The organism is Halomonas sp. GD1P12 (assembly GCF_025725645.1).
Lineage (GTDB): Bacteria > Pseudomonadota > Gammaproteobacteria > Pseudomonadales > Halomonadaceae > Vreelandella.
Genome location: NZ_CP107007.1, coordinates 1026063 through 1051808, shown reverse-complemented (window position 1 = coordinate 1051808; position 25746 = coordinate 1026063). Strand labels below are relative to the sequence as shown.

Genomic DNA, 25746 nt, shown 5'->3' with positions numbered 1-25746 from the left:
TCTCCTGAAAAAAAGGGGGCGGGACGACAAGCGCCGGGAGCGCTTACGCCGAAGAGCTGGCAGTCATCGCGTCGTCGCTCCAGGACGCGACGAGCGCGCCGAGCTCATCAAAGCGCACCATCACCCGCCAGGCACCGGCGTCGCGTAGCCGCTCGGCCTGGCGCTCGTCCAGGTGGCTGGCCCCGACGAAACCGACCACGGTCAGCCCGGCGGCAACGGCGGCACGCACGCCGGCCACGCTATCCTCCACCGCCAGGCACGCCTGAGGTGGTAGCTCGAGTTTTCTTGCCGCCAGCAGGTAAAGGTCCGGCGCGGGCTTGGGGTTTGCCACCTGCTCGGCGGTCACGATCAGCGCCCCATCGAGCACCCTGTCGAGCCCCGTGGCGGCAAGCGAGGCCTCGACCCGGCGGCGGTGACTGTTGGAGACCACGGCGGTGACGTGAAGGCACGCTGTGATCGCCTCACTCGCACCTTCGATGGCGCGCAGTTCACGGCTCAAACGTGCCTCGATGGCCGCGTCCACCTGGTCGACGGCGTCAAAGGCAAGCGTATGGCGGCTCAGCGTCTGCAGGTGAGCGATGATGTTAGCGGTGGTCATCCCGAGCGCCTGATTCAGCTCGGCGGCGACGTCCACGTCTGGCAGCCACGCTTGAAGATGTGTTTGCAGGGTATGCTCGGCGAGGATTTCGCTGTCCACCAGCACCCCGTCGCAGTCGAAGATAACGGCCCTCATGGCGCCGCCTCCTCGCTTTGGGTACCGGCCTCGGCACGGTTGTCCTGGCGTGTGAGCGCGGCCAGCGGGTGCGCTTCCAGGCTTTCGAGCGCAACTCCTTTTGGGTCGAACAGGTGCGCTCGGCGCGCGTCGAAGCCGAAACGCACCGTGTCATTCACGCGGTAGGCAACGTCGCCGTCGGCCATGATCGTCAGAAGCTGGCCCTCCATCTCGACGTAGAGCGAGGTTTGCCCGCCCAGGCGCTCCAGCACCTGAATGCGCCCGCCGAGCGTGCCGGCCGCCTCGATCGAGAGGTGCTCCGGGCGCACCCCAAGCTCGAGCGTAGCGCCGGGCGCGACGCCTTCGCCGTTGACCGGTACCCGGCAGGCAGCGCCGCCGGGCAGCGTCACTTCGACGCCGTCCGCGCCGGCGGACACCACCGTCACCGCGAAGAAGTTCATCTTCGGCGAGCCGATGAACCCTGCCACGAAGCGGTTTCGCGGGTGATGATAAAGCGCCATGGGCGAGCCCACCTGCTCGACCACGCCGTCGTGAAGCACGACGATCTTGTCCGCCATGGTCATCGCCTCGATCTGGTCGTGGGTGACGTAGATCATCGTGGCGTCGAGTTCTTCGTGGAGCCTGGCGAGCTCGATGCGCATCTGCACTCTGAGCGCGGCGTCCAGGTTCGACAGCGGCTCGTCGAACAAAAAGATGCTGGGGTTTCGAACGATCGCCCGGCCGATGGCGACCCGCTGGCGCTGGCCGCCGGAGAGCGCTCGGGGCTTTCGATCAAGAAGCGGTTCGAGCTGCAGGATCTTCGCTGCCTCGAGCACCCGGGCGCGGCGCTGCGCCTTGGGCACCCCGGCCAGACGCATGGAGAAGCCCATGTTGTCCGCCACGCTCATGTGCGGGTAGAGCGCATAGCTTTGAAACACCATGGCCAGGCCCCGGTCGGCGGGGCCGATATCGTTCATGCGCTCGCCATCGATCAGGATATCGCCGCTGGTGGCGCTTTCGAGCCCGGCGATCATGCGCATCAGGGTAGATTTGCCGCAGCCGGAGGGGCCGACGAACACCACGAACTCGCGGTCCTCGACGTCAAGGTTGACCCCCTTGATGACCTCGGTGTCGCCAAAGCGTTTGTCGATGTTGTGGAGGGCAAGCGTTGCCATGAAAAACTCCTTACTTGACGGCGCCGAAGGTCAGGCCACGGACCATCTGTTTTTGGGTCATCCAGCCAAGGATCAGAATCGGCGCGATCGCCATGGTCGAGGCCGCCGAGAGCTTGGCCCAGAAAAGCCCTTCGGGGCTTGAAAACGAAGCGATGTAGGCGGTCAAGGGAGCGGCCTTGGACGAGGTCAGGTTGAGGCTCCAGAACGCCTCGTTCCAGCTCAGAATGACCGACAATAGCCCCGTGGAGGCGATGCCGGGCAGCGTCAGCGGCAAGAGCAGATACACCACCTCCTGAAGCGTGGAGGCGCCGTCCATCCGCCCGGCTTCGAGGATGTCCCGCGGCATGTCCTTGAAGAAGGTGTAGAGCATCCAGACCACGATGGGCAGGTTCATCAGGGTATAGACGAGAATCAGCCCGGTGCGCGTGTCCAGAAGCCCGACGTCGCGAAAGATCAGGTAGATCGGCACCAGCACGCCGACCGGCGGCAGCATCTTGGTCGAGAGCATCCACAGTAGCGTGCCCTTGGTACGCCGGGTGGGTAAAAACGCCATGGCGTAGGCCGAGGGAATGGCGATCAAAAGCGCCAGCGCAGTAGAGCCGAAGGCGACCGCGACGCTGTTGAGCGCAAAGCGCGCGTAGCCCGAGCGCGCCTGCACCGCCTGGTAGCTTTCGAGCGTGGGCGAGAAAATGAAGCTTGGGTCGGCGATCGCCGCGGTTTCGGTCTTGAAGCCGGTGAGCACCATCCAGAGGATGGGAAAGAAGATCACCAGCGCGACCGCCCAGGCCAGCAACGCAAGCAACAGCCGCTTGAAACGACCCGAGCCGCCGGGGGCGGTGTAGGAATTGGGCGTACTCATGAATAATCGCTCATGTCAGTCATCCAGGTTCTCAGTCATCCAGGTTCTTGGCGACCATGCGCACCAGAAAGATCGCCACGATATTGGCCAGAATGATGGCGACTACCCCGCCGGCGGAGGCGATGCCGACATCGAAATCCAGCAGCGCCCGGATATAGATCAGGTACGCCAGATTGGTGGTGGCAAGCCCGGGCCCGCCGGAGGTGGTGACGAAAATCTCGGCGAAGATCGTGAGCAAAAAGATCATCTCGATCATGATCACCACGCTGATCGCCCGCTTGAGGTGCGGCAGCGTGATGTAGAAAAAGATCGCCACCGGCCCCGCGCCGTCCATGCGTGCCGCCTCGACCTGGTCCTCGTCCAGCGACTGGAGCGCGGTGAGCAGAATCAACAGCGCAAAGGGCAGCCACTGCCAGGCGACGATGATGATGATCGAGGTCAATGGGAGCGACGAGAACCAGTCGATCGCTGGCAGGCCGAACTGACTGGAAAGCCAGGCCAGCACCCCGCTCGAGGGGTGCATCATCATGTTTTTCCACACCAAGGCGCTTACCGTGGGCATGACGAAAAACGGCGAAATCGCCAATACCCGAGCCACGCCCCGGCCCAAAAACGGCTGCTGGAAAAGCACCGCCAAAAGCGTGCCGCCGACCACGGTAATAGCGAGCACCCAGCCCACCAGCAAAAGCGTGGTGCCCATGGCGGACCACAGCGCCGGGTCGGTGAGCAGGTACTCGTAGTTTTCGAACCCGGCGAAGCCGGTCATCCCCGGCATCAAAAGGTTATAGCGCTGGAAAGAGAACCAGACGGTCATCCCCAGCGGTATCAGCATCCATAAAAGCAGCAGCGTGACGGCGGGCGCCTGGAGCGACAGCGTCCTGAATCCGCCGACCCTGCGGCCCGATGCACGTGTTCTGGTCATAACAACCCCTGCCCGCAAACGTGGAAACGAAAAGGGGCCCGCTTGGCGGGCGCCTGAGGGTCAGTCGTAGTAGCCGGCGCGTTGCATGGTGCGCTCGGTGGCGCGCTGGGCGCTATCGAGGGCCTGCTCGACGCTGGTGTCGCCGGTGAGCGCGGCGGCGATGCTCTGGCCGACCTGAGTGCCGATCGACTGGAACTCGGGGATGTTGACGATCTGCACCCCGGTATAGGGGTTGGGCTCGAGGGTCGAGTCGGTGGGGTCGGCGTCCTGAATCGCCTGCAGCACGAAATCGGCAAACGGCGCCGCGTCCTGATACTGCGCGTTGGCGTAGGTCGACGCGCGGGTGCCTGGCGGCACGCTGGTCCAGCCCTCGGTCTCACCGACCAGCTCGATGTACGCTTTCGAGGTCGCCCAGGTGATGAACTCCTTGGCGGCGTCCTTTTTCTCCGAGGAGGCCGGGATCGCCAGTGCCCAGGTCCAGAGCCAGTGCGAGCCCTTGGGCGTTTCGGCCACCGGCGCCGGCGCAAAGCCCAGGTTGTCGGCCACGCTCGACTCGTCCGGGTCGTAAAGCTTGCCGGCGGCGGAGGTGGCGTCGACCCACATGGCGCAGTTGCCGCGGGCAAAGAGCGCCAGGTTCTCGTTGAAGCCGTTGGAGCTCGCCCCGGGCGGCCCGTAATTACCCAACAGATCGACATAGAATTCGATGGCGTTCTGCCAGGGCTCGGAAGTGAGCTCGGGCTGCCACTGCTCGTCGAACCAGCGCCCGCCGTAGGTGTTGACCAGGGTGGTCACGAACGCCATGTTCTCGCCCCAGCCGGGCTTGCCGCGCAGGCAGATCCCCGCCAGCCCCTCTTCGCTGCCGTGCAGCTGCTCTGCCCAGTCGCGCACCTGATCCCAGGTGGGCTGATCCGGCATCTCGATGCCGGCCTGCTCGAACAGATCCTTGCGGAAATACATCATCGAGCTTTCGGCGTAGAACGGCAGCGCGAACGGCGTGCCGTTCAAGCTCAGGCCGTCGCGCACCGAGCCCAGCAGGTCATCGATGTCGTAGTCACTCGGCAGGTCGTCCAGCGGGGCCAGCCACTCGCGCTCGGCCCAGATCGGTGCCTCATAAGCGCCGATGGTCATGACGTCGAACTGGCCACCGCCGGTGGCGATATCGGTGGTCATGCGCTGGCGCAGCACGTTCTCCTCGAGCACCACCCAGTCCAGGGTGATGTCCGGGTGCTCGCTTTCGAACGCGTCGGTCAAACTCTGCATGATGACCATGTCGTTGTTGTTGACGGTGGCCACGGTGATTTCGGTTTGGGCCTGGGCCTGACCCGCCAGCGCGATACCGGCGGCCAGCGCGCAAAGCGGCCAATGAGGGGCGAAACGCATACGGCACTCCTTGAGCGGATATTGTCTTGTTATAGCGCTGATGTTTTTGATCATTGTTCGAACAAATGATCGGCTTTAACGCAAAAAAAAGCAAAGCCCGCGGGCTAAGACTTTACGCTAACACCGCCAGGCGATCGCCACGCCCGTCAAGACAAGGGGGTCACGGCGCCTCGAGCACGTAGCGCGCAGCGGCTTCGTCGGTGATCAGCCCCTTGAGCCAGCCGCCGCGCAGCGCGGCCAGAATCGCCGGCCCCTTGTCGCGCCCGCCAGCGATCGCCACCATCGTCTGCTGGGAAAACGCCGCGAGTGGAAGGCTGGTGACACGCCGGGTGATCGAGCACTCGATCAGCTCGCCCTGCTGGTTGAGCGGCCAGCCCAGAAGCTCGCCCACCGCCTCGAGCGCCAACAGCTCGTCGAGCTCGGCCTGGCTGATAAAGTGATCCTGATAAAGGGTTGCCTGGCCATCGATGCGCCCCACCCCGATGAATGCCGCTTTGGCGGCCGCCGCGACCTCGCCGATCGCCTTGAACAGGCGCTGGTCGAGCAGCGCGCGCTTCTCCTCGATGGACTGCGCCACCACCGGCGCCGGCAGCAAGAAGCGCTCGCCGCCGGTCTTGTCCGCCAGCGCCATCACCGCATCGAACCGGTTGGCCGAGCCGTCCCGGGCGACGTTGCCGATCAGCGACACAAAGCGGTGCTGGGCGCGCTCGATACGCCCCAGCGCCTCGACGGTGGCGCGCACCGAACGCCCGGCGCCCAGCGCCAGCGTCAAGGGCTCGCTCTGCTCCACGAAATGGGCAAGGCGACGGGCACCGGCCACTGCCAGATAAAACGCCGCGCTTTCCGGGGCGCCGGTCTGAGCCGGCACCACGTCGCAGTAGCCAAGCCCGAAGCGCTCGCCAAGCGCCCGGCCCAGCGCCATGCACGACGAAATGGGGTGATCGATCTGCACCTTGATCAGCCCCTCCTGGCGGGCCAGGGAGAGCAGGCGCTGCACGCCCGGGCGCGAGACCCCCAGCTGAGCGGCGATGTCGTCCTGGGTCAGCCCACCGACGTAGGAGAGCCAGGCCGCTCGGGCAGCCTGGTCCAGCTTGACCTCGAATTTATCCATGGCGTGGCCTGGTCATCATCGTGAAAACGCCTATAAAAACCGATCGACTGCGAACCCGCGCCAGAGCCTTGTCGGCACTAATCCGCGACCATGGGCGTACGTCCGACTTTTAGAGCAATCGTTCACACCGGCGAAACCGTTATTAGCCGAGCGCCTCAGGCGCTGCCGAAATAGCGCTCGCGATCTTCCGGGGTGATGGTGCTCATGTGTAGCGGGAAGCGGCCGCTTTCGCGGTCCTCGAAGAAGTGCTTGAGCGTGCGCTCGATAGTGGGAAAGGCAAGCTCGCTCCAGGGGATGTCCTGCTCGGCGAACAGCGCCACCTCGAGGCTCTCTTCGCCGGCGCCGAATTCGCCTTCGAGCTCGGCCAGAAAGATCATGTAGACCTGGTTGATATGGGTCAGGTCGATGAGCGTGTAGAGACTTTCGATCTCGACCTCGGCCTTGGCCTCTTCTCGGGTTTCGCGAAGGCCGGCCTCGCGGGTGGTTTCGGCGTTCTCCATGTAGCCGGCGGGTAGCGTCCAGTAGCCCTTGCGCGGAGAGATCGCGCGCTTGCACAACAGCACCTTGTCGCCCTTGACCGGCAGCGTGCCCGCCACGATACGCGGGTTCTGGTAGTGGATCGTGCCGCAGGCGTCGCACAGGTAGCGCGGGCGGTCGTCGCCTTCGGGCACGGCAAAGCGGACTTTTTCACCGCACTGGCTACAAAAATTCATGTTGGCATCTCAACTGCTGATAAGGTGTGGCGATCGACCCGGTGCCGACTGCCCTTTCGAGCGCACATTCGACGGAAACGCCATGTTAGAGAAACTACGTAAAGAGCTGCAACACTATCGACCAAAAGAGTTGAGCCGCGCCAAACTTTTACAGGCGGCGGTACTGCTGCCGATCGTCGACCGTCCCGAGCCTACGCTTTTGTTCACGCGCCGCGCGCGCCATCTCTCGACCCACAGCGGACAGGTGGCATTTCCCGGCGGCAAGCGCGAACCCGGCGACCGGGATCTCTATCACACGGCGCTGCGCGAAGCCGAAGAGGAGATCGCTTTGGCGCCCGATCAGGTAGAGCGTATCGGCCAGCTTTCCGACGTCATTTCGCTGCATGGGCTCTGCGTGACGCCTTGGGTCGGCATCATCGCACCGGATCTCGACTTGAAAGCCGACCCCAATGAGCTCGACGCCATTTTCGAAGTGCCCTTGAGCCACTTCCTGGACGATAAAAGAACCTACACCGATGTCATCGACGTGGACGGCGTTGCCCACTACGTACCGAGCTACCAGATCGACGATCACGTCATCTGGGGGCTTTCTGCGATGATGCTGGTCGAGCTTCTGGCCAAGGGCTTCGGCATGGAGATCGACCTCTATCAGCGCCCGGCTGGCACGCTCAAACACCACCCGCCCCGCACTCAGCGCACGCCTAAAAAAGCCGATATCGACGTCGCCCCACAACGCCGGAGCAGATCATGACGCACGCCCACCTTTCCCCCGTCGAGGCGTTTGACTCGCGCGCCGAAGGCGAGCTGATCGATGCACTGGTCGAACAGGGCTGGTACGTAGGCAAGGGGGTGATCGACGCGGGTCTTTGTCAATCTCTGGAGCAGGAGCTTTTCCGGCTCAAGGACGCCCAGGCGCTCGAGGAAGCGGGGATCGGCCGTGGGCGCGAGCACCATCTTCGCAAGGACATTCGCGGCGACGCCATCCACTGGCTGAACCGGGAAAGCGAAGCGCAGCGCGTGTACCTAAGCGCCATGCAGCGCCTGCAGGTCGCCCTCAACCAGACGCTATTTTTGGGACTCTTCGAGTACGAGGCGCACTTCGCTCACTACCCGACCGGCGCCTTCTACAAGCGCCATTTGGACAGCTTTCGCGGCCGCGCCAACCGGGTGGTCTCGACGGTGGGTTACCTGACGCCAGAGTGGCCCAGTGACGGCGGCGGCGAAATGGTGATTTTCGACCCCCGGGAGTCGGAGCGCGAAGTGGCACGCGTAATACCCGAAGCTGGCACCTTCGCCTGCTTTCTCTCCGATACCATCCCTCACGAGGTGCTGCCCACTCGCTACCCAAGAAGCAGTATCGCTGGCTGGTTCCGGCGCAACGCCTCGACAGGCGGCGTGCTCGACCCGGCGCGTTAATCTGAATTAAAAAAACAGTTCAAGCGACTGTAAAAAAATTGAATAAAGGCTTTTTAGAAAAATCAGCGTGTATAGTTATTGCAAAGCCATTCACAGCGTCTACCTTGAGAAGTGTCCGCGCAGTAAAGCGCACGACAGGATCAACGAGCTACCCCCGTAGTTTCAAGCCTGATCGCACGACACGCCCTATATGCCTTTGGGCACGCAGGGCGTAAAGCAAGAAGCGGTTTTACTACCAGGAAAATAGCCAGCTGTCTTTTGAAGACACTTTCGATCGAGTTTTTAGAGGCTGTGGCTATTCAAGGTTGAGGTATCGGGTTAACGCCCATGCCTTACTACGAACGCAAGGAGCAATCGCAATGAAAATGATCAAACCCGCTTTTCTCGGCACGCTGATGGTACCGGCCTTCATGTTCGCTGCAGGCGCCAACGCCCAGTCCGACAACGCCGCCGAGCCGAACGCGCAGTCCGACAACTCAGCGACCATGCAGCACTCCAACGACATGGACGCCACCTACCTCACATCCGCGCCGCAAGACAGCTTCCACGCTGATGCACTGACGGGTAACGCGGTACTCAGCGCCGTTGAAGAAGACGAAGAGATCGGTACCATCAACGATCTGATCATTGATATGGATGGCCAAATTCAAGCGGTCGTAGTGGGTGTCGGCGGGTTCCTTGGCATGGGCGAAAAAGACGTCGCCATCGAGTGGGATTCTCTGGACCTGACCATGGACGAAGACAACGATGACTACGTGATTCGTGTCAACGCCACTCAGGAAGCGCTCGAAGAAGCCGAAGGCTACGATCGTGATGGCGATCGCGAAGAAATGAATGATGACGGCATGAACAGCGATACCGGCATGGAAAACGATGCCGATATGGACGACGAAGAAATGGACGCCAATAGCTAATTCCATTAGGTCCACGCTAAAAGCCCCGGCTCAGGTCGGGGCTTTTTTATGGGTATAAAATGAAGTGAGACCTATCGCCCGCCCTTTCAGGGTGGCACTTGTTCAACAGCGGCCACTATTTTTTCCATTAAAAAGGCGCTGTCGAAGACAGCGCCTTTAATCGGACTCGAACTAACCCATCAACGGCTTAGCCTTTGAGTTTGGCGTTCATGGTCACTTCGGCTTTCAGCACCTTGGAGACCGGGCAGTTGGCCTTGGCGGTTTCCGCCGCTTCCTGGAACGCGGCGTCGTCGGCACCGCTGACGGTGGCTTCGACGTCCAAATGAATTTTAGAGATATCGAAGCCTTTATCGCTTTGTGACAGCGTAACTGTCGCTTGGGTGTCGATGGCGTCGGCGGTATAACCCTTGTCGCCCAGAATCATTGAAAGCGCCATCGAGAAGCAGCCCGCGTGTGCGGCGCCGATCAGCTCTTCCGGGTTGGTGCCCTTCTCACCTTCGAAACGCTGCTTGAAGGAGTAGCCGGCATCCACCGCGCCGCTTTCGGTCGCGATTTTGCCCTTGCCATCTTTTAAGCCACCTTCCCAATGCGCATTCGCTTTACTATCCATGGAACACTCCTGTTGCCATCAATTGCTTGGTTACTCAAAAGGGCCGGGAAACCATCCCGTTATCCCATCTCCAAGCGTAGCCTACTTTAAGCGAGATTGCCGATAAGCGGCTTTCTCACAACGTAAAACGCCATACTTTAAAAGGCTACCGCGAGTAAAACCGCACGCCCTCTCGGTGTTCTCGTACTTTCGTCTCTTTCATGCGCGTAACGGCGCTGGCGCAGCCGCTGCCCCCACACGAATCGTCGTTTCGCCGCGCTGGTCGAGCGTGGCGTTTTGTCCAAAGTAGCCGCCCTTGAGCGCGGGCTGCGTCTTGAGCTTGACCAGCGTGGCCAGAGGCTCGGCGGCGGTGGGGATGACACCCAGGCGTTGGTCCACGGTAATGATGGTGCAGCGCTTACAGGGTTTTCGAAACGTTAGCCGCGCCGCGCCGTCGATGACGAGCGCCTGCCAGCCGTTTTCCGCCCAGGCCTCAAAGCCGTCGAGTACGATGTTGGGGCGAAAGCGCGCCATTGGCACCGCGGCCTGACCACGGGCCTCGAGCGCTTCGTTGAGTGCGGCGAGCGAGCCGGTGGTGGTCACCAGATACGGATAGCCGTCGGCGAAGTGAGTATCGGCGACATCGCCGTCCATATAGTCGGCTTCAACATGTCGGGTGAAGCCCTGGGCAAAACGCACCAAACAAAGCCCCTGGGCCTGCTCGCCCAGCGCCGCCACCAGCCAGCGCGACACCTCTTCACGCTCGGCAATGGCCTTGCAGTGATCCTGCCACACCGTGACCAGACGAATTTTGCCCGCGGGCTCCTCGAGCGGTATCTCGATCTCGCCGGCATTGGGGTGGGAAAGCACCAGCGCCTGGTCGGTCAGCGCCACCTTGATGCTTGCAAGCGCAGGGAGCTGACGCTGAGTCACGAAGCGCTGGGCGGAATCGACCCACATCCAGCGACGGTCCCAGGCCAGCCCCTGGGGCGTGGCCACCGCCTCGTCAAGATCGATTCCCTGCAGGGATTTTACCGGATAGATAGTCAGCTGCTGGATCTTCACATTGGCGCTCCGTGGCGATGTCGAGTCGCTACTCTAGCGAACTCCAAAGGCGCCCACCAGCGCGTCAAAGCGTCTCGCCCAACTCGATGCGATAGCCCAGATCGAGCACCCGGTGGGCGTCACTGTCACTGTTTCCGTCACTGCTTCCATTTTTGTTGCTGTCGATATCGATGCGCTCCAACAGCGTTTTTGCCGCCGCCTCGCCGATCATTCGGCGCGGGGTGATGACGCTGGCAAGCCTGGGCGTCATCGCCTGGCCGACATCGTGGCCGTGAAAACCTGCCAGCGCCATCGTCTGCGGCACGCGCACGCCCAAACGCAGGCACTCGTAGTAGGCGCCGATGGCGACATCGTCGTTGGTGCAGAAAAGCCCGTCGGCGTTCGGATAGTCGCGCAGCACCGTCTGCATCAGCGACGCCCCGACGCTGTAGGAGGAGCGCTCGGCGCTTTCAAGCGTGACCGGCTCGAGCCCGTGGCGGGCCATGGCGCGGGCGTAGCCCTGCTCACGCTGGCGGGTGCGCTCATCCAGACGAACGGCAAGATAAACGATGCGCCGGCGACCGCGTGCAATCATGGCGCTGACCATGTCGTCGGCGGCCTGAACGTTGTCGTAGCCCACCGCCTGGTGCAGCGGCGGACGGTGGGTGTCCATGATTTCGACGATGGGAATACCCGCGGTTTCCAGCATGCGCAGGCTGCGCGGCGAGTGCTCGTGATCCGACAAAATCACGCCGTCGACGTTGTAGGACAAAAGCGAGGCGAGGCTTCGCTCCTCGAGCGCCGGACTGTAGCCGTAGTGCGAGAGCATCAAATGAAAGCCCGCCGGCTCGGTATGAGTCTCGATGCCGAGGATGACGTCGGCGAAGACCTGGTTGGTCAGCGAAGGGACGAGCACACCGATGGAACGGCTCTTTGCGCGTGAAAGAAGCTCCGGAGCGCGATTGGGAATGTAGCCCACCTGCTCGGCGGCGCTGAAGATACGCTCGCGTAGGCCTTCGGAAACCGTTTGCGGGTCGCGCAGACAGCGGCTGACGGTCATTTTCGTCGCACCGACGCGCTCGGCGATGTCCTGCAGAGTGGGGCGTTTTTTCTTCACAAGTCGCGGGCCTTTGATCGAACGCGCAGGGCCTACTCACAGGTCGGCGCAAAACGCCCAGTGTATCAGCGCTTGCCGAGCAGGCGCGTGGTGAAGCGCTCGGCAATGAGTTCGGGTGTGAGCGTAATCGAAAGCGCTTGCGCCTCCTGCTCGTCGGGCGCCTCCAACGCCTCGAGCTGGCTCGCCAGCATCGCCTCACCCTTGAAGAAGTGATCTTCGCGAGTGGTTAGGCGCTCCTTCAAAAGCGCGTGCTCGCCTTCGAGATACAAAATTTCGAGCGCCGGGTCGCCGGTTCGCAGGCAGTCGCGATAGCGCTTTTTGAGCCCGGAGCAGGCGATCACCACGGTTTTGTCCTCGCGGCGATACGTATCGAACAAACCGGCCAGGGTTTCCAGCCACCCCTGGCGGTCGCCGTCGTCGAGCGGCGTGCCGCTGGCCATTTTAGCCACGTTGGCGGGCGGGTGGTAGTCGTCGCCGTCGATGAACTCGGCGTCAAGCCTGGCGGCGAGGCGCTGGCCCACCAGGGATTTTCCGCAGCCGGAAACGCCCATGACCAGAATACGGTGGGAAGTGGCGGTCATTCGTTTTCGTCTCCCAGAGGTACGCGGCGCTCGACCGTTTTTTTGAAAAAGAGAAAGTAACACACCGGCTGTGCGCTCGATCGACGGCACCTTGTTACCGGTAACAATGTAGCGCAAAAGGCTAACCAGCCCCCGGCGGCGTGTCAAAGCAAAACGCCCTTGCTTCGACTAACGTCCAACAATAGCGATATGGGCAAAGAGGTACTACATTACCTCCAGCTTATAGGTTCCAACGATCTACCCTCGTCTTTTGCTCACGAAAAGGAGATGTCATGTCTATCGAAAAAATCGCTTACCGCGCTGAAGCCCACGTTAGCGGCGGCCGCGAAGGCCACGCCAAATCCTCTGACGGCGCGCTGGATGTCGATCTCAGCACGCCCAAAGAGCTCGGCGGCGCCGGCGGCAGCGGCACCAACCCGGAGCAGCTCTTCGCCGCCGGCTATGCGGCGTGCTTTCTCGGCGCGCTCAAGCACGTCGCCAGCCAGGAGAAGGTGAAGCTGCCTTCGGATGCGAACATCGACGCGTTGGTGGGCATTGGCGCCGTCGAGGTCGGCTTTGCCATCGAAGTCGAGCTCAAGATGAGCCTGCCCGGCATGGACAAGCCCGCCGCTCAGTCGCTGGTCGAGAAAGCGCACACCGTCTGCCCCTACTCCAACGCCACTCGCGGCAACATCGACGTTACCCTGACCGTCGTTTAAGGCTTGGCGGCGTCTTCCAGCGACCAGGCCACCGCCTTCGCCGCGTGCAGGGCGGTGGTATCGAAAAGCGCGACGCGGGTGTGTCGCTGCTCTACCAGCAGCGCGATTTCGGTACACCCCAGAATCACCGCCTCGGCGCCCCGGGTCTGCAGACCTTCGATGATGTCGAGATAGCGCGCTCGCGACGCTTGCTTGATCTCGCCACGGCAAAGCTCCTCGAAGATGATCCGGTGAACGCTTTCGCGCTCCTGGTCCGTGGGGATGACGACGTCGATGCCGTAGCGCTTTTTGAGCCGCGCCTTGTAGAAATCCTGCTCCATGGTAAAGCGCGTACCCAACAGCCCAACCCGCTTGATGCCGTCTTTCTGGCACTGCTCGGCGGTGGCGTCGGCAATGTGTAAAAGCGGAATGCCGATGGCCGCCTCGATCGCGGGCGCCACCTTGTGCATGGTGTTGGTGGCCAGCACCAGACAGCCCGCGCCGGCGTGCTCCAAACGTTTTGCCGCCTGGGCTAAATACTCGCCGGCCGTGTGCCAGTCACCGGCGCGCTGCAGCGCCTCGATCTCGGCGAAATCGACGCTCTCCATGATGATTGAAGCCGAATGAAAGCCGCCCAGCGCCTCATTGACGCCTTCGTTCAACGCCTGGTAGTAGCTTTGCGTGGACTCCCAGCTCATGCCGCCCAGCACCCCGATCGTTCGCATTCGCCTCTCCTGTCGTGACGTTCTGTCGTGACGTTCTTTTGTGAAATTCTGTCGCGCAGCTCTATCTTGCAGCCCTGTCGTTCATTCGTTTGTTTGCGTAAAAACTAATACAACATACACCCTTGCAGACGGGTGTCACTAGCCCCATTGATGACCAGAGGCTACGTTACAAGGGTCGGGTTTCAAGCGCCCATCACCTCGATGCGCCACCCTATCGATAGGCCACTATTGAGCGACAAGGAGCAGTGACGATGAGTGATAGCTACACGCCGCCCCGCGTATGGGAGTGGGAGGCCGGTAACGGCGGCAAGTTCGCGAACATTAACCGCCCAACGGCGGGCGCGCGGGAAGAGAAGCCGCTGCCGGTGGGCAAACACCCGCTTCAGCTCTATTCGCTGGCCACGCCCAACGGCATCAAGGTCACGATCATGCTCGAGGAGCTTTTGGAAAAAGGCATCGAGCAGGCGGAGTACGATGCCTACCTGATCGACATCGGCGAAGGCGACCAGTTCGGCAGCGGCTTCGTCGAGATCAACCCGAACTCCAAGATCCCGGCGATGATGGACCACAGCGCCAATCCGCCCCAGCGGATCTTCGAATCCGGTTCGATTCTTCTTTACCTGGCCGAGAAGTTCGACGCCTTTTTGCCGCATGAGCCTGCCAAACGTACCGAAACGCTCTCCTGGCTTTTCTGGCAGATGGGCAGCGCGCCGATGCTCGGGGGCGGCTTCGGCCACTTCTACGCCTACGCGCCGGAAAGCTACCAGTACCCGATCGACCGTTACACCATGGAAGTGAAGCGCCAGCTCGATGTGCTCGATAAACACTTGGCCGAGAACCGCTACATGGCCGGCGACGAGTACACCATCGCCGACATGGCGATCTTCCCCTGGTACGGGGCGCTGGTGAAAAACCGCGTTTACGAGGCGGCGGAGTTTTTGCAGGCGCACACCTACGAGAACGTGATGCGCTGGGCCGATGAGATCGACGCGCGCCCGGCCGTCAAACGCGGGCGCATGGTCAACAACGTCAAGGGCGACGAAAGCGAGCAGCTCAGAGAGCGCCACGACGCCAGCGATTTCGAACACAAGACCCAGGACAAGCAGTGACGTCTGATGGTGTTCAAACGCAAAACGGCCCCTTTCGGGGCCGTTGTCATTGGCGGGTACCGTCAGGCGTCAACGTCTGATCACAGGCGGCGCACGTCCTCGAGACTCGAGCGCTTTTGCGCAGGTGTTTGAGTGACTACGCTGAGCGAGCCGTCGGTTTCGAGCACCACCGCAGACACGTCGGCCACGCTCGAAAGCCCGCTTGCGCGTACCGCCGAGTGCACCTCGTCTTCGGTGACGCGCGCCCGGTAGAGCGCTTGTTTCAGAAACTCACCTTCGTATAAAAGCATCAAGGGCTCGCCGGTGACGGCGCGTTTGACCCAGCCGACCCGCACACTCAGCCACGTAATCAGGTACTGAAGCGCGATCAAAAGCGCCAGTGCCAGCGTACCTTCGGCCAGCGCCACGTCTTTTGAAAGCAGCACCGTCGCCAGCGTCGAGCCCAGCGCCACCGTAACGATCATGTCGAAGGCGTTCATCTTGGAGAGCGTGCGGTTGCCGGAGAGACGCAAGAACGCAATCAGCACGACATAAGCGAGCACTCCGACCACCAGCGTGCGTACCAGGCTTTCCCAGCCACTAAAGAACATCATATCCATCGGTAATCGCCGCTTTTTGATCCATGGACATTGAGTGTAGTCACTCAGGGCAAGGAGCCAAGGCGGATGATGCCAATCGCGTCAGGTCGGGTCGCCGTGGCGCTTTTGATACTCACGCCACCACTCGGCGTAGGAGCTGTTTTCCGGAGCGCACTCGTTTTCGTCCGGCGCGCCGTCGTCCCACCACACCGGGCCGCGCTCGCCAAGCGCGACCTTCGCCTTTTGCACCTCGCTTCTGGCTTTTTTGAGCGCCTCGTCGTCGTTCTGATCCTTGGCGGTCTTGACCGCGCGGCGAGCCTTCATCAACGCGTTGACGTGAGTTTGCTCTTCGTCGTCGTCAAGCGCTGGATTGGTGGCGCGCCAGAGTCGGTTTTTAGCCACGAAGTAACGGCCATCGGGGGTGTGGGGAAACGGCGCTTTCGCCATGAAGCGATCCTCTCGGAATGTAAACACTCCAAGGATAGATCGCCTCGGTGATTTAGAAACGTTTGGTCAGGGTAATCGAGCCGATGGCGTCGTGGCTTTGCTGGCCGTCGAACTCGCGCGAGCGCGCCAGCATGGCGTAGTTGACCTGCCAATCGTTCCAGCCCAGCGCCAGCCCCGCGGAGGCGTCGCCTACCCACTCCTTACGATCCACCGAATGGCTCGACGAAAAAACGTTGCCGTCCAGCGTCAGATTGTGCGCCATGTAGTAGCCGTCGACGCTGGCAAACAGGTACCACTGCCACCCGCGGGTCGCGTCGAACTGCCCGCGATTGCCCGGGTTGGGCGTCAGCGTCGGTACGCCGCTGGCGTAGTCGCCCCAGCGTACGCTGTAACCGGCGCTGGCGTAGGTGTAGAGATTACCCAGCGCCGCGCCCACGCTCGGCCCGTGGGCGAACTGCTTGCCGGCCAGGGGCGTATCGACCCACCACTGGCGGCGCAGGGTAAGGTTCAAAAGCGGCTCGTCACTTAGCTGGTTATCCCACCCGCGCGGGCGGTCGCTGCCGGTGACGTGGTGAACTTCGCGCTGAATGCTGTCGGCCAGCGACGACGGCCCCACGAGCCCCACGTCCAAATGCAGATCCGTCGATCGCGTGATGTTCGATGTCATCGGCGCGTCTTCATAAAGCGACACGCCGCCGAACACGAGCCCGGCGTAGGGGCGATCGCTTTCGATCAACTGCGGCTGTTGAATATCGTTCGGGGTGTAGATTTGATGCACCAAACGAAACGCTGCCTGGTCGGCCTCGCCGATGATCGGCTCGGGTAGCGCGGCCGCCAGGCGCTGTGTCCAGCTATCAGGTGACGGCGCATAGCCGTAGTTGAGCTCGAACCCACTGGTGAAGTGGCCATCGTCGGCGCTTGCCAAGCCGTCGTTTTCGATCTTGAACGTAAAACGGCTATCGTCTGCCAACGCCAGTGGCGACGTCAGCGCCAGTGTGATGGACAAGATCAGTGGGTTCCGCCTTGCGGCAGAAGGAATGCGCATGTCTCTTTCCTTGGAGATTCGGGGATCGGGTAAGCATAGTCGTGATGAGCGCCTTGAGAAAAATGCCTCACGCTGAGCAAATTCGCTTATAAAGGTCGCTTATAAACGTTTTTGATTGTATGTAATCAAACAAGCGTTCGGCAAGCGACTCGAACAATCCTCAAGGCCTGTCAGACCCTCTCCCGACGTCGAACGCGTGGATCGGTTTTTTAGCGCTCGCGCACGAGCCATTGCGGGGTGATTTCGTGCTGGCCGCGATCGTCGGTCACGTAAAGCGCGCCGTCGCTGATCATGACCGCCCAATTGATCGCTCGCGGCAACTCTGTCGCTATCTGCGCCAGCGCCTGCTCCGGCAAACTCGCTACGTGCAAATTCTTCAGCGACGACACGCCGGGCAGCACCTTCGCTTCCCACTGCTCCGTGCGCCCGTAAGCGAGCAGCGATACTCGCTCGGCGCGCCGCGAGCACCAGGTCAAGCGCTCGGCGTCGGGCTGACCCACCTCGATCCAGTGCAGCACGCGCCCGTCCAGGCTTTTCTCCCAAAGTGCCGGCTCGTCGACATCCGATAGCCCCCGTCCAAAGCCCAGCGCCTCGCCGTACCAGAGAACAAACGCCAGCAGCCGCGCGCAGAGCCGCTCCTCGGTCTCGGAGGGGTGCCGGGCCACGGTGAAACGCAGCGTTTCATACACGTTGCGATCCAGATCGGTCAGATTCAGATCCACTTTATAGGGGGTCGCGCTTAGAGCCATCGGTCGTATCCAGAGTCGTTTGGCGGTCAGTGTAACGGATTCGCTGCCGCGGGTCTTAAACGAAGGTCGAGTGTCTGCGGGACGTGGCGATGATCTACCATGCGTATGCCTCGATGTTACCGATAACATTACGCTTGATCGTCCCACTTTAGACCCCGGAGCCTGCTTATGGACGGATGGACACAAACGATGTCGGCAGGCCCCTTGCTGGGCATTGCTACCGCTGCCGTGCTGCTACTGCTGCTGCTGATCATCAGATTCAAGGTGCACGCCTTTCTCGCCCTGATTTCGGTCAGCTTTTTGACCGCGCTGGTCACCGGCATTCCTTATGACGCCATCGTGCCGACGCTGGTGCAGAGCTTTGGCGGCACACTCGGCGCCGTGGCGCTGCTGGTGGGTCTTGGCGCCATGCTTGGCAAGCTCGTCGAGCACTCCGGCGGCGCACGCGTGCTGGCGGATCGCATGATTACCTTGTTCGGCGAGCAGCGCGCGCCGCTTGCCCTCGGCGTCGCCTCGCTGCTGATGGGCTTTCCGATCTTTTTCGACGCCGGTTTGATCGTCATGCTGCCGATCATCTTCGCCGTGGGCCGCCGGCTTGGCGGGCCGATTCTCTTGTATGCCATGCCCGCCGCCGCGGCGTTTTCGGTCATGCACGTGTTTTTGCCACCCCACCCGGGGCCGGTCACCGCTGCCGAACTGTATGACGCCAACCTCGGGCTTTTGATGCTCACCGGCGTCGTCATCGCCTTTCCGCTCTGGTGGATTTCCGGCTACATGTGGGGCCAGTTCGTCGCCAAACGCCACCCATTTCCACTCGACAAGGCGCTGTTTGGTGAAGTGAAGGACGATGAGGTCACCCACCCGCCAGCGGTCGGTACGGTGATCTTCATGCTCCTGCTGCCGCTTTTGCTCATCTTCATGAATACGGGGCTGGACTTTCTGCGCTCGCTGGGCGCGGTGGACAGCGACCAGGGGTGGTTTCAGCTGATGCGGGCGCTTGGCAGCACGCCGGTGGCGCTGTTGATTTCCGCGCTGGTCGCCATGCTGGTGCTGGGCCGGCGTCGCGGGGTCGAGGGCAACGCGCTGGAGAAAGTGCTGGACTCCTCGCTCGGCCCGATCTGCTCGGTGGTATTGATCACCGGCGCCGGCGGCATGTTCGGCGGCGTGCTGCGCGCCTCCGGCATTGGCGATGCGCTCTCCGATTCGCTGGGCGATCTGGGCTTTTCCGTCATCGTGGCGGCTTACCTGATCGCGGTCATCCTGCGCCTGGCCCAGGGCTCGGCGACCGTGGCACTGGTGACCGCTGCCGGCCTCATGGCCCCGGCCGTTGCCGGCGCCGACTTCAGCGCCATGCAGATCGTGGCGATCACGCTGGCCACTGCCGCGGGCTCGGTCTTCGCCGGCCACGTCAACGACTCGGGCTTCTGGCTCGTCGGCCGGCTTCTGGGTATGGACGTCAAGACCACGCTCAAGACCTGGACGGTACAGCAGGCGCTCGAGTCTTTGGTCGGCTTCGTCTTCGCTTATGTGATCTTCGTCCTTTTCTAGTCAAACCGTATGTCCAGGAAAACCGCATGAACCCGACACTTTTCGACATTCAGGATAAACTCGCACTGGTGACCGGCTCCTCCCGGGGGCTGGGTAACGCCCTGGCTCGGGGCCTTGCCCAGCAGGGAGCACGCGTCGTTCTGCACGGCCGTGAGCAGGCTCAGGTCGAGCGTCAGGCTCAGGCGCTGGCCGAGGAAACCGGCGCACGCGTCGAGGCCGTGAGTTTCGATGTCACCGATGCTAGAGCCGCCAAAGAGGCGCTCGAGGCGCTGGTCGAGCGCTGCGGCGCACCGGACATTCTGGTCAATAACGCCGGCCTGCAGCGCCGGGCGCCGTTCAACGAATTCGCGCCCAACGACTGGGATGCGCTGGTCGCGACCAACCTGTCGAGCGTGTTTTACGTCTCTCAAGTCGTCACTCGCGCCATGAGCGAGCGCGGCTCGGGCAAGGTCGTGAATATCGGCTCGGTACAGTCGAAGCTCGCCCGGGAAACCATTGCGCCCTACTCCGCGACCAAGGGTGCCGTGGCCCTGCTGACGCAGGGAATGGCGGCGGATCTTGCGCGCTTCAACATCCAGGTCAACTGTATTTCGCCTGGCTACTTCAAGACCGAGATGAACACCGCGCTATGGCAAGACCCGGACTTCAACGCCTGGGTGGAAAAGCGCACGCCGGCACAGCGCTGGGGGCATTTCGACGAGCTGGTCGGCACGCTGATCTATTTGTGCTCCGGGGCGTCGAGTTTCGTCTCGGGACAGAACATTTTCGTCGATGGCGGCATGACGTCGGTCGTTTGACGACCCTCCAGAGGAAACGCCCTATGCAAGCATTAGTCATTCACGGCAAGCAGGACCTGCGCGAAGAGACCCGCTCACTGCCGGCGCTGGCCGCCCACCAGGTGCGGCTGCGCATGGCCTTCGGCGGCATTTGCGGGTCGGACCTTCACTACTATCACGAAGGGGCCAACGGCGCGTTCGTGGTGCGCGAACCGCTGATTCCCGGGCACGAAATGGCCGGCGTGATCGAACAAGACCCCAGCGGTACGTTCGAGCCGGGCACGCCGGTCACGCTGCACCCGGCGACCTTCGGCATTTGCGAGCCGGGGCTTGAAGAGAAACCGCATCTTTGGCCCCAGGGCGCCTATCTCGGGTCGGCCTCGACCTGGCCCCACACCCAGGGCGGCATGAGTGAGTATCTGGACGTGGACCCGTCCATGATTCGCGTGCTGCCCGCTTCGCTTCCGCTATCGCGGGCGGCGCTTGCCGAGCCGATGGCGGTGGCCTTGCACGGTATCGAGGTGGCCGGCGGCGTCGCCGACCAGCGCGTGCTGGTGTGCGGCGCCGGGCCGATCGGGCTACTCGCCGCCGCGGCGGCGCTGGCCAAGGGAGCACGCGAGGTGAGCATCACCGATGTGCTCGAAGGCCCGCTATCACGCGCACAAGCGCTGGGCGTTTCGGCCACCTATCGCATCAATGAGCAGGCACTCCCCGACGAGGCCTTCGATGTGGTGCTGGAGTGCACCGGCGTGCCCGCCTCCATCAACGGCGCGATCAAGGCGGTGCGGCGTGCGGGCATCATCGCCCAGATCGGCATGATGCCCGCGACCGCGCAGCCCATTGCCCTGGCACCGCTGATTTCAAAGGAAGTTCAGCTGCGCGGCTGCTTTCGTTTCAGCCACGAGATCGACGAAGCGATTGACCTGCTGGCGAAAGACGCGCGCTTTGACGATGTCATTACCCATGTGCTGCCGGCAAGCGATGCGCAAAACGCCTTTGCTATCGCAAAGGACTCCGAACGCTCCGGCAAGGTACTCATCGAGCTCTGGCCCGCCGGATAGAGCGAGCACGAAAAAGCGGGCCGAGACCCGCTTTTTTTGTTGGTGCCGACTTAAAAGTTCGCCTTGCGCTTCTCCACAAATGCGCTCATGCCCTCTTTCTGCTCCTCTCCCGCAAAGCAGAAGGCGAACAGGCTCGTTTCCAGCGCCAGGGCGCTGTCCAAATCCTGATCCAACCCGTCGTGGACCGCCTGCTTGGCGGCGCGCACCGCCTGGCGGCCGTTGCCACCCAACTGTTTGGTCAGCTCCTCGGCGTAGCTTGAAAGCTCGGCTTGAGACATGACGCGGTTGACCAGCCCGATACGTAGCGCCTCCTGGGCATCGATCTTGCGCCCGGTGGTGACCAGATCGATCGCCATGGCCGGGCCGACACGGCGCGGCAGGCGCTGGGTGCCGCCAAAGCCTGGAATCACGCCAAGCAGCACCTCCGGCTGGCCGAAGATGGCGTTGTCGCTGGCCACCGCCCAGTCGCAGGCCAGCGCCAGCTCGCAGCCGCCGCCCAGGCAGAACCCGTTGACCAGCGCCACGACCGGCACCGGAAGACGCTCCAGGCGCTTGATGGTGGAAAGCGCCTGGGCGGCGAAAGCGCGCGCCTGCTCGGGCGTTTTGTCGCGCATTTCGGTGATGTCCGCCCCGGCCACGAAGGCTTTCTCGCCGGCGCCGGTCAAAAGAACGGCGCGAAGATTGGCCTGGCCCTCGAGTTCGCTCAGGTGGGCGGCAAGCGCTTCGAGTACGTCGCTGTTGAGCGCGTTCAGCGCCTTGGGGCGATTGAAGGTAAGCGTTACGATGCCGTCGTTATCGTTTTTTTCGATCACGTTGTCGCTCATGCTGACTCCCTGTTGTTGGCGTTAGTGAACGGGTAATTCGCGCTGGTGCTAGCGTTGGTCGAGCCCTCGGGCTTCGTCGCGCAGCACGAACTTCTGGATCTTGCCGGTAGAGGTTTTCGGCAGCTCGCTGAAAACGACCGTTTTGGGGACCTTGAAGCCCGCCAGCCGCTCGCGGCAGTGGGCGATGATCGCGGCTTCATCGATATCGTTGTAACCTGGCTTCAGGGTGACGAAGGCGCAGGGCGTCTCGCCCCACTTTTCATCCGGCCGGGCCACGACCGCCGCGGCTTCCACGGCGGGGTGGTCGTAAAGCGCGCTCTCCACTTCGATGGTTGAGATGTTTTCACCGCCGGAGATGATGATGTCCTTGGAGCGGTCCTTGATCTCGATATAGCCATCCTCGTGCCAGACCGCCAGGTCACCGGTGTGGTACCAGCCGCCGGCAAGCGCCTTTTGGGTCGCATCAACGTTCTTCAAGTAGCCCTTCATGACGTTATTGCCGCGCATCAGGATCTCGCCGATGGCCTGACCATCGCGGGGGACGGGCTCAAGCGTCTGCGGGTCGGCGACGCACAGCGCCTCGAGCATATGATAGCGCACGCCCTGGCGGGCCTTGATTTTGGCCCGCGCTTCGAGGGGCAATGCATCCCAGGCGTCGTGCCAAGCGCACACCGTCACCGGTCCGTACACCTCGGTCAAACCGTAAACGTGGGTGACCTCGATGCCCAGCTTCTCGACCCCGGCAATGATGGAAGCCGGCGGCGCCGCACCAGCGGTCGTCGCCTTGACCGGATGGTCGAAGACGCGCTTTTGCGCCTCCGGCAGATTCACCAGGGCATTGAGCACGATCGGCGCGCCGCTGAAGTGGGTCACCCGCTCCTCCTCGATCAGCGCGTTGATACGCGCCGGGTCCACCTTTCGCAGGCACACGTTGACCCCGGCGCGAGCGGCGATCGACCAGGGGAAGCACCAGCCGTTGCAGTGAAACATCGGCAGGGTCCAGAGATAGACCGGATGGTGGGGCATCGCCCACTCCATGATGTTGCTCACCGCGTTGAGATACGCCCCGCGATGGTGATACACCACGCCCTTCGGGTCACCGGTGGTGCCGGAGGTGTAGTTCAGCGAAATGGCCTGCCACTCATCATTTGGCAACCGATAGGCGTAGTCCGGGTCGCCCTCTTGCAGCAACGCCTCGTACTCTATCTCGCCGATGCCTGTCGACTCGTCGAAAAACTCCTCATCGCGTACGTCGATGAGCAGCGGCTTGTCGGCCAGCCCCTCCACCGCCTGTTTGATGACATCCTTGAACTCCGGGTCGACCAAAACCGCCTTCGCCTCGCCGTGGGCGAGCATGTGGTGAATGGCGTGGGCGTCCAGACGGATGTTGAGCGTATTGAGCACGCAGCCGGCCAGCGGCACGCCGAAGTGCGCCTCGAACATGGCCGGTACGTTGGGCAGCATGGCGGCCACGGTCTGGCCGGGTTCGATGCCGCGCTTTTCAAGGGCGCTGGCAAGCCGGCGACAGCGCGACCAGGTCTCTGCCCAGCTTAAGCGACGCCCGCCGTAAACCACGGCCGGGTAGTCCGGATACACCGCCGCCGAGCGCTCGATGAACGTCAGCGGCGACAGCGCTACGTAGTTCGCCGGCGTCGGCGGCAGATCCTGCTCGAAGATCGTGTTCATGGGCCGTCCTGTTGTCTTTATTGTGCTGGAATGGTCGTGCGCCGGGCGTCGAACGTTGGGCGCCCGGCGCCGGTTCGCCTAGTGGGCGCGGCTATCGAACGCCTCCAGACACTCGACTCCCGCCTCGATCACCGCGCGCTGGGCCAGGCCCACCGGTAGCCACTGGGTGATCGCAAAGCGGGCGCTGGCGAGCTTGGCCTGATAGAACGGATCGCTTTGGTCGGCGCGGCTAGCGATCAGCGCCGCCTCGCCCATTTGCCAAGCGCACAGCACGTGACCGGAAAGCGATAGAAACGGCGTGGCGTAGGCCTGCACGGCGTCGACGCCGCGCGTCTCGTGCCGACCCTCTTCGAGCACGATGGCCATCGTCGCGCGCAGGGCCTCAGCGCCCTGGCCAAGCGCTCTGCCAAGCCCTGCAAGCGCTGTGTCCTCACCGAGCGCCTGTGCGGTCTGTTCGACTCGCTCGATCAGCCGCGTCATCGCCTGGCCGTCGTCGCGCTGCAGCTTGCGCCCGGCCAGATCCAGCGCCTGAATACCGTTGGTGCCTTCGTAGATCGGCGCGATGCGGGCGTCGCGCAAAAGCTGGGCGGCGCCGGTCTCCTCGACGTAGCCCATGCCGCCGTGCACCTGAATGCCGGTGGAGGCGATATCCACGGCCTGGTCGGTGGAGAAGCTTTTGACGATGGGAATCAGCACGTCGACCAGGGCCTGGGCCGCCTCGCGCTCGCCGGCATCTTCGCTGTTGCGCGCGATATCGAGCTGGCCGGCGCAGTAAAGCGCCAGCGCCCGGAGTGCGTCGGTGCGCGCACGCATGGAAAGCAGCATCCGTTTGACGTCGAAGTGCTCGCCAATGGTGGTCTCGACACCGCCGCGCTCTTTGGAGAGTTTGCCCTGCACGCGCTCATTGGCGTAGGCCAGCGCGTGCTGGCAGGCGCGCTCGGCCACGCCAATGCCCTGGATACCGACCTTGTGACGCGCCTCGTTCATCATGGTGAACATGTGGTTGAGCCCGCGGCCCTCGTCACCGACGAGATAGCCCACGGCCCCGCCCTGCTCGCCGAAGCTGAGCGTACAGGTGGGCGAGCCGTGAATGCCGAGTTTGTGCTCGAGCGAGGCGCAGACGACGTCGTTGCGCTCGCCGAGCGAACCGTCGTCATTGACCAGAAACTTCGGCACCAGAAACAGCGAAATACCCTTGTTGCCCTCCGGGGCGCCCTGCTTGCGCGCCAGCACCAGATGGACGATGTTTTCGGCGGCGTCGTGCTCGCCCCAGGTGATATAGATCTTCTGGCCGCTGATGCGGTAGTGATCCCCTTCGGGAACGGCTTTGGTGCGTACCTTGGAGAGATCGGACCCCGCCTGGGGTTCGGTCAGGTTCATGGTGCCGGTCCAGCGGCCTTCGACCAGCGGGGTGAGGTAGATCTTTTTGAGCGCGTCGCTTCCGTGGTGCGCCAGCGCTTCGATTGCCCCGGCGGTGAGCATCGGGCAAAGGCCAAGCGCCATGTTGGCGCCATGAAGCATCTCCTGCACCGCGCTTGCGACCACTTCCGGCAGATTCTGCCCGCCCAGCGCATTGGATACGCCGATGCCGTTCCAGCCGCCTTCGACATAGGCCTGGTAGGCGGCAGCGAAGCCCTCGGCGGTGGTCACGCTGCCGTTCGGGTGACGCGTCGCGCCCTGCTGGTCGCCCACGCGGTTGAGCGGGCCCCACACGTCGCCGGCCAGTTTGGCGGCCTCTTCGAGCACCGCCTCGACCAGATCCGGCGAGGCCTCTTCGAAACCGGGAAGCGATAGCGAGCGATGCGAAAGCATCTCCTCGAGAACGAAGCGTAGATCGCGAACCGGCGCGACATAATCCTTCATGGCAACTCCTTGGCTTGAATAGAGTGACGCCCTGAAGCGCCTGGGCGTTAAAACCGCACGATCGACTCATGGTAGTCAAACGAGCGTTTTGACACTATTCATCCAAGGTATCACGTCAGCTGATA

Annotated in this window: 27 protein-coding genes; 8 read left to right on the top strand and 19 right to left on the bottom strand. The window is 62.6% G+C overall.

The window, feature by feature from the left end; genetic code table 11:
* Window positions 1-43 precede the first annotated feature (43 nt).
* The 7 genes from OCT39_RS04920 to OCT39_RS04890 all read right to left on the bottom strand — a co-directional run bounded on the left by OCT39_RS04920 (window position 44) and on the right by OCT39_RS04890 (window position 6872).
* Window positions 44-733, bottom strand: coding sequence for an HAD family hydrolase (locus OCT39_RS04920; protein ID WP_263586580.1), 690 nt, complete (start codon window positions 731-733; stop codon window positions 44-46).
* Window positions 730-1887 carry an ABC transporter ATP-binding protein gene (locus OCT39_RS04915; RefSeq protein ID WP_263586579.1) on the bottom strand — a complete coding sequence of 386 codons (1158 nt, stop codon included), beginning with the start codon at window positions 1885-1887 and terminating at the stop codon, window positions 730-732. Before OCT39_RS04915 ends, OCT39_RS04920 begins: the two co-directional genes overlap by 4 nt.
* A 10-nt stretch (window positions 1888-1897) precedes the next feature.
* The gene (locus tag OCT39_RS04910) at window positions 1898-2746 is read right to left on the bottom strand and encodes a carbohydrate ABC transporter permease (protein ID WP_263586578.1); all 849 of its coding nucleotides are present in this window, start codon (window positions 2744-2746) and stop codon (window positions 1898-1900) included.
* Between the two features lie 31 nt (window positions 2747-2777).
* On the bottom strand, window positions 2778-3668 hold the full coding sequence (locus tag OCT39_RS04905; RefSeq protein ID WP_263586577.1) for a carbohydrate ABC transporter permease: 891 nt from the start codon (window positions 3666-3668) through the stop codon (window positions 2778-2780).
* A 60-nt stretch (window positions 3669-3728) separates the two neighbouring features.
* Window positions 3729-5048 (bottom strand): ABC transporter substrate-binding protein, encoded by a 1320-nt coding sequence (locus tag OCT39_RS04900; RefSeq protein WP_263586576.1) that lies wholly within the window; start codon window positions 5046-5048, stop codon window positions 3729-3731.
* A 160-nt stretch (window positions 5049-5208) separates the two neighbouring features.
* Window positions 5209-6159: a sugar-binding transcriptional regulator gene (locus tag OCT39_RS04895; protein WP_263586575.1), complete on the bottom strand. Its 951-nt coding sequence runs from the start codon at window positions 6157-6159 to the stop codon at window positions 5209-5211.
* Between the two features lie 155 nt (window positions 6160-6314).
* Window positions 6315-6872: an NUDIX hydrolase gene (locus OCT39_RS04890; RefSeq protein ID WP_263586574.1), complete on the bottom strand. Its 558-nt coding sequence runs from the start codon at window positions 6870-6872 to the stop codon at window positions 6315-6317.
* An 82-nt stretch (window positions 6873-6954) separates the two neighbouring features.
* Here OCT39_RS04890 and OCT39_RS04885 point away from each other — a divergent pair, with 82 nt between their 5' ends.
* From OCT39_RS04885 to OCT39_RS04875, 3 genes are all read left to right on the top strand, one after another.
* The gene (locus OCT39_RS04885) at window positions 6955-7623 is read left to right on the top strand and encodes a CoA pyrophosphatase (protein WP_263586573.1); all 669 of its coding nucleotides are present in this window, start codon (window positions 6955-6957) and stop codon (window positions 7621-7623) included.
* Window positions 7620-8288: a 2OG-Fe(II) oxygenase gene (locus tag OCT39_RS04880; RefSeq protein WP_263586572.1), complete on the top strand. Its 669-nt coding sequence runs from the start codon at window positions 7620-7622 to the stop codon at window positions 8286-8288. Before OCT39_RS04885 ends, OCT39_RS04880 begins: the two co-directional genes overlap by 4 nt.
* Window positions 8289-8647: 359 nt before the next feature.
* Window positions 8648-9202 (top strand): PRC-barrel domain-containing protein, encoded by a 555-nt coding sequence (locus OCT39_RS04875; RefSeq protein ID WP_263586571.1) that lies wholly within the window; start codon window positions 8648-8650, stop codon window positions 9200-9202.
* A gap of 187 nt (window positions 9203-9389) precedes the next feature.
* Here the strand turns inward: OCT39_RS04875 and OCT39_RS04870 are convergent, their stop codons facing one another.
* The 4 genes from OCT39_RS04870 to OCT39_RS04855 form a co-directional block, all read right to left on the bottom strand.
* A complete protein-coding gene (locus tag OCT39_RS04870; RefSeq protein ID WP_263586570.1) occupies window positions 9390-9812 on the bottom strand; it encodes an OsmC family protein in 423 nt (140 codons plus the stop codon).
* A 198-nt stretch (window positions 9813-10010) separates the two neighbouring features.
* On the bottom strand, window positions 10011-10856 hold the full coding sequence (locus OCT39_RS04865; RefSeq protein ID WP_263586569.1) for an MOSC domain-containing protein: 846 nt from the start codon (window positions 10854-10856) through the stop codon (window positions 10011-10013).
* A 64-nt stretch (window positions 10857-10920) separates the two neighbouring features.
* Window positions 10921-11952 carry a substrate-binding domain-containing protein gene (locus tag OCT39_RS04860; RefSeq protein WP_263586568.1) on the bottom strand — a complete coding sequence of 344 codons (1032 nt, stop codon included), beginning with the start codon at window positions 11950-11952 and terminating at the stop codon, window positions 10921-10923.
* A gap of 65 nt (window positions 11953-12017) precedes the next feature.
* Window positions 12018-12533 carry a gluconokinase gene (locus tag OCT39_RS04855; protein WP_263586567.1) on the bottom strand — a complete coding sequence of 172 codons (516 nt, stop codon included), beginning with the start codon at window positions 12531-12533 and terminating at the stop codon, window positions 12018-12020.
* A gap of 272 nt (window positions 12534-12805) precedes the next feature.
* On the opposite strand from OCT39_RS04855, the gene OCT39_RS04850 reads away from it, so the two are divergent.
* The gene (locus OCT39_RS04850) at window positions 12806-13231 is read left to right on the top strand and encodes an organic hydroperoxide resistance protein (RefSeq protein ID WP_263586566.1); all 426 of its coding nucleotides are present in this window, start codon (window positions 12806-12808) and stop codon (window positions 13229-13231) included.
* Here the strand turns inward: OCT39_RS04850 and OCT39_RS04845 are convergent.
* The gene (locus OCT39_RS04845) at window positions 13228-13935 is read right to left on the bottom strand and encodes an aspartate/glutamate racemase family protein (RefSeq protein ID WP_263586565.1); all 708 of its coding nucleotides are present in this window, start codon (window positions 13933-13935) and stop codon (window positions 13228-13230) included. The two genes, OCT39_RS04850 and OCT39_RS04845, sit on opposite strands and share 4 nt — an antisense overlap.
* A 251-nt stretch (window positions 13936-14186) precedes the next feature.
* Here OCT39_RS04845 and yghU point away from each other — a divergent pair, with 251 nt between their 5' ends.
* On the top strand, window positions 14187-15044 hold the full coding sequence (yghU, locus tag OCT39_RS04840) for a glutathione-dependent disulfide-bond oxidoreductase (protein WP_263586564.1): 858 nt from the start codon (window positions 14187-14189) through the stop codon (window positions 15042-15044).
* An 80-nt stretch (window positions 15045-15124) separates the two neighbouring features.
* On the opposite strand, the gene OCT39_RS04835 is transcribed toward yghU, so the two are convergent.
* From OCT39_RS04835 to OCT39_RS04820, 4 genes are all read right to left on the bottom strand, one after another.
* Window positions 15125-15643 (bottom strand): DUF421 domain-containing protein, encoded by a 519-nt coding sequence (locus tag OCT39_RS04835; protein WP_263586563.1) that lies wholly within the window; start codon window positions 15641-15643, stop codon window positions 15125-15127.
* Window positions 15644-15724: 81 nt separating this feature from the next.
* The gene (locus OCT39_RS04830; protein WP_263586562.1) at window positions 15725-16069 is read right to left on the bottom strand and encodes a hypothetical protein; all 345 of its coding nucleotides are present in this window, start codon (window positions 16067-16069) and stop codon (window positions 15725-15727) included.
* Between the two features lie 52 nt (window positions 16070-16121).
* Window positions 16122-17114, bottom strand: coding sequence for a lipid A deacylase LpxR family protein (locus tag OCT39_RS04825; protein WP_263586561.1), 993 nt, complete (start codon window positions 17112-17114; stop codon window positions 16122-16124).
* A 209-nt stretch (window positions 17115-17323) separates the two neighbouring features.
* Window positions 17324-17863 carry a YaeQ family protein gene (locus OCT39_RS04820; RefSeq protein WP_263586560.1) on the bottom strand — a complete coding sequence of 180 codons (540 nt, stop codon included), beginning with the start codon at window positions 17861-17863 and terminating at the stop codon, window positions 17324-17326.
* Between the two features lie 168 nt (window positions 17864-18031).
* Between OCT39_RS04820 and OCT39_RS04815 the strand changes: the two genes are divergently transcribed.
* Genes OCT39_RS04815 through OCT39_RS04805 form a run of 3 tightly spaced genes read left to right on the top strand, consistent with a single transcriptional unit; the run spans window position 18032 to window position 21248 of the window.
* Complete coding sequence (locus OCT39_RS04815; RefSeq protein WP_263586559.1) at window positions 18032-19411, top strand: GntP family permease; 1380 nt, start codon at window positions 18032-18034, stop codon at window positions 19409-19411.
* 26 nt (window positions 19412-19437) lie between these two features.
* A complete protein-coding gene (locus OCT39_RS04810) occupies window positions 19438-20208 on the top strand; it encodes a glucose 1-dehydrogenase (RefSeq protein ID WP_263586558.1) in 771 nt (256 codons plus the stop codon).
* Window positions 20209-20231: 23 nt separating this feature from the next.
* The gene (locus OCT39_RS04805; protein WP_263586557.1) at window positions 20232-21248 is read left to right on the top strand and encodes an L-idonate 5-dehydrogenase; all 1017 of its coding nucleotides are present in this window, start codon (window positions 20232-20234) and stop codon (window positions 21246-21248) included.
* Window positions 21249-21298: 50 nt separating this feature from the next.
* Here the strand turns inward: OCT39_RS04805 and OCT39_RS04800 are convergent, their stop codons facing one another.
* The 3 genes from OCT39_RS04800 to OCT39_RS04790 all read right to left on the bottom strand — a co-directional run bounded on the left by OCT39_RS04800 (window position 21299) and on the right by OCT39_RS04790 (window position 25621).
* Window positions 21299-22072: an enoyl-CoA hydratase-related protein gene (locus OCT39_RS04800; RefSeq protein ID WP_263586556.1), complete on the bottom strand. Its 774-nt coding sequence runs from the start codon at window positions 22070-22072 to the stop codon at window positions 21299-21301.
* Window positions 22073-22120: 48 nt separating this feature from the next.
* The gene (locus OCT39_RS04795; RefSeq protein WP_263586555.1) at window positions 22121-23758 is read right to left on the bottom strand and encodes an acyl-CoA synthetase; all 1638 of its coding nucleotides are present in this window, start codon (window positions 23756-23758) and stop codon (window positions 22121-22123) included.
* Window positions 23759-23836: 78 nt separating this feature from the next.
* Complete coding sequence (locus OCT39_RS04790; RefSeq protein ID WP_263586554.1) at window positions 23837-25621, bottom strand: acyl-CoA dehydrogenase; 1785 nt, start codon at window positions 25619-25621, stop codon at window positions 23837-23839.
* Between the last annotated feature and the right edge of the window lie 125 nt (window positions 25622-25746).

What these genes read in the sequence shown, in the direction of transcription:
- OCT39_RS04855 (WP_263586567.1), bottom strand. Translation starts at nt 12,533, where the DNA reads ATGACCGCCACTTCCCACCGTATTCTGGTCATGGGCGTTTCCGGCTGC.
- OCT39_RS04920 (WP_263586580.1), bottom strand. Translation starts at nt 733, where the DNA reads ATGAGGGCCGTTATCTTCGACTGCGACGGGGTGCTGGTGGACAGCGAA.
- OCT39_RS04900 (WP_263586576.1), bottom strand. Translation starts at nt 5,048, where the DNA reads ATGCGTTTCGCCCCTCATTGGCCGCTTTGCGCGCTGGCCGCCGGTATC.
- yghU (WP_263586564.1), top strand. Translation starts at nt 14,187, where the DNA reads ATGAGTGATAGCTACACGCCGCCCCGCGTATGGGAGTGGGAGGCCGGT.
- OCT39_RS04895 (WP_263586575.1), bottom strand. Translation starts at nt 6,159, where the DNA reads ATGGATAAATTCGAGGTCAAGCTGGACCAGGCTGCCCGAGCGGCCTGG.
- OCT39_RS04875 (WP_263586571.1), top strand. Translation starts at nt 8,648, where the DNA reads ATGAAAATGATCAAACCCGCTTTTCTCGGCACGCTGATGGTACCGGCC.
- OCT39_RS04835 (WP_263586563.1), bottom strand. Translation starts at nt 15,643, where the DNA reads ATGGATATGATGTTCTTTAGTGGCTGGGAAAGCCTGGTACGCACGCTG.
- OCT39_RS04885 (WP_263586573.1), top strand. Translation starts at nt 6,955, where the DNA reads ATGTTAGAGAAACTACGTAAAGAGCTGCAACACTATCGACCAAAAGAG.
- OCT39_RS04805 (WP_263586557.1), top strand. Translation starts at nt 20,232, where the DNA reads ATGCAAGCATTAGTCATTCACGGCAAGCAGGACCTGCGCGAAGAGACC.
- OCT39_RS04850 (WP_263586566.1), top strand. Translation starts at nt 12,806, where the DNA reads ATGTCTATCGAAAAAATCGCTTACCGCGCTGAAGCCCACGTTAGCGGC.
- OCT39_RS04800 (WP_263586556.1), bottom strand. Translation starts at nt 22,072, where the DNA reads ATGAGCGACAACGTGATCGAAAAAAACGATAACGACGGCATCGTAACG.
- OCT39_RS04880 (WP_263586572.1), top strand. Translation starts at nt 7,620, where the DNA reads ATGACGCACGCCCACCTTTCCCCCGTCGAGGCGTTTGACTCGCGCGCC.
- OCT39_RS04825 (WP_263586561.1), bottom strand. Translation starts at nt 17,114, where the DNA reads ATGCGCATTCCTTCTGCCGCAAGGCGGAACCCACTGATCTTGTCCATC.
- OCT39_RS04915 (WP_263586579.1), bottom strand. Translation starts at nt 1,887, where the DNA reads ATGGCAACGCTTGCCCTCCACAACATCGACAAACGCTTTGGCGACACC.
- OCT39_RS04810 (WP_263586558.1), top strand. Translation starts at nt 19,438, where the DNA reads ATGAACCCGACACTTTTCGACATTCAGGATAAACTCGCACTGGTGACC.
- OCT39_RS04830 (WP_263586562.1), bottom strand. Translation starts at nt 16,069, where the DNA reads ATGGCGAAAGCGCCGTTTCCCCACACCCCCGATGGCCGTTACTTCGTG.
- OCT39_RS04890 (WP_263586574.1), bottom strand. Translation starts at nt 6,872, where the DNA reads ATGAATTTTTGTAGCCAGTGCGGTGAAAAAGTCCGCTTTGCCGTGCCC.
- OCT39_RS04905 (WP_263586577.1), bottom strand. Translation starts at nt 3,668, where the DNA reads ATGACCAGAACACGTGCATCGGGCCGCAGGGTCGGCGGATTCAGGACG.
- OCT39_RS04795 (WP_263586555.1), bottom strand. Translation starts at nt 23,758, where the DNA reads ATGAACACGATCTTCGAGCAGGATCTGCCGCCGACGCCGGCGAACTAC.
- OCT39_RS04910 (WP_263586578.1), bottom strand. Translation starts at nt 2,746, where the DNA reads ATGAGTACGCCCAATTCCTACACCGCCCCCGGCGGCTCGGGTCGTTTC.
- OCT39_RS04870 (WP_263586570.1), bottom strand. Translation starts at nt 9,812, where the DNA reads ATGGATAGTAAAGCGAATGCGCATTGGGAAGGTGGCTTAAAAGATGGC.
- OCT39_RS04845 (WP_263586565.1), bottom strand. Translation starts at nt 13,935, where the DNA reads ATGCGAACGATCGGGGTGCTGGGCGGCATGAGCTGGGAGTCCACGCAA.
- OCT39_RS04820 (WP_263586560.1), bottom strand. Translation starts at nt 17,863, where the DNA reads ATGGCTCTAAGCGCGACCCCCTATAAAGTGGATCTGAATCTGACCGAT.
- OCT39_RS04815 (WP_263586559.1), top strand. Translation starts at nt 18,032, where the DNA reads ATGGACGGATGGACACAAACGATGTCGGCAGGCCCCTTGCTGGGCATT.
- OCT39_RS04790 (WP_263586554.1), bottom strand. Translation starts at nt 25,621, where the DNA reads ATGAAGGATTATGTCGCGCCGGTTCGCGATCTACGCTTCGTTCTCGAG.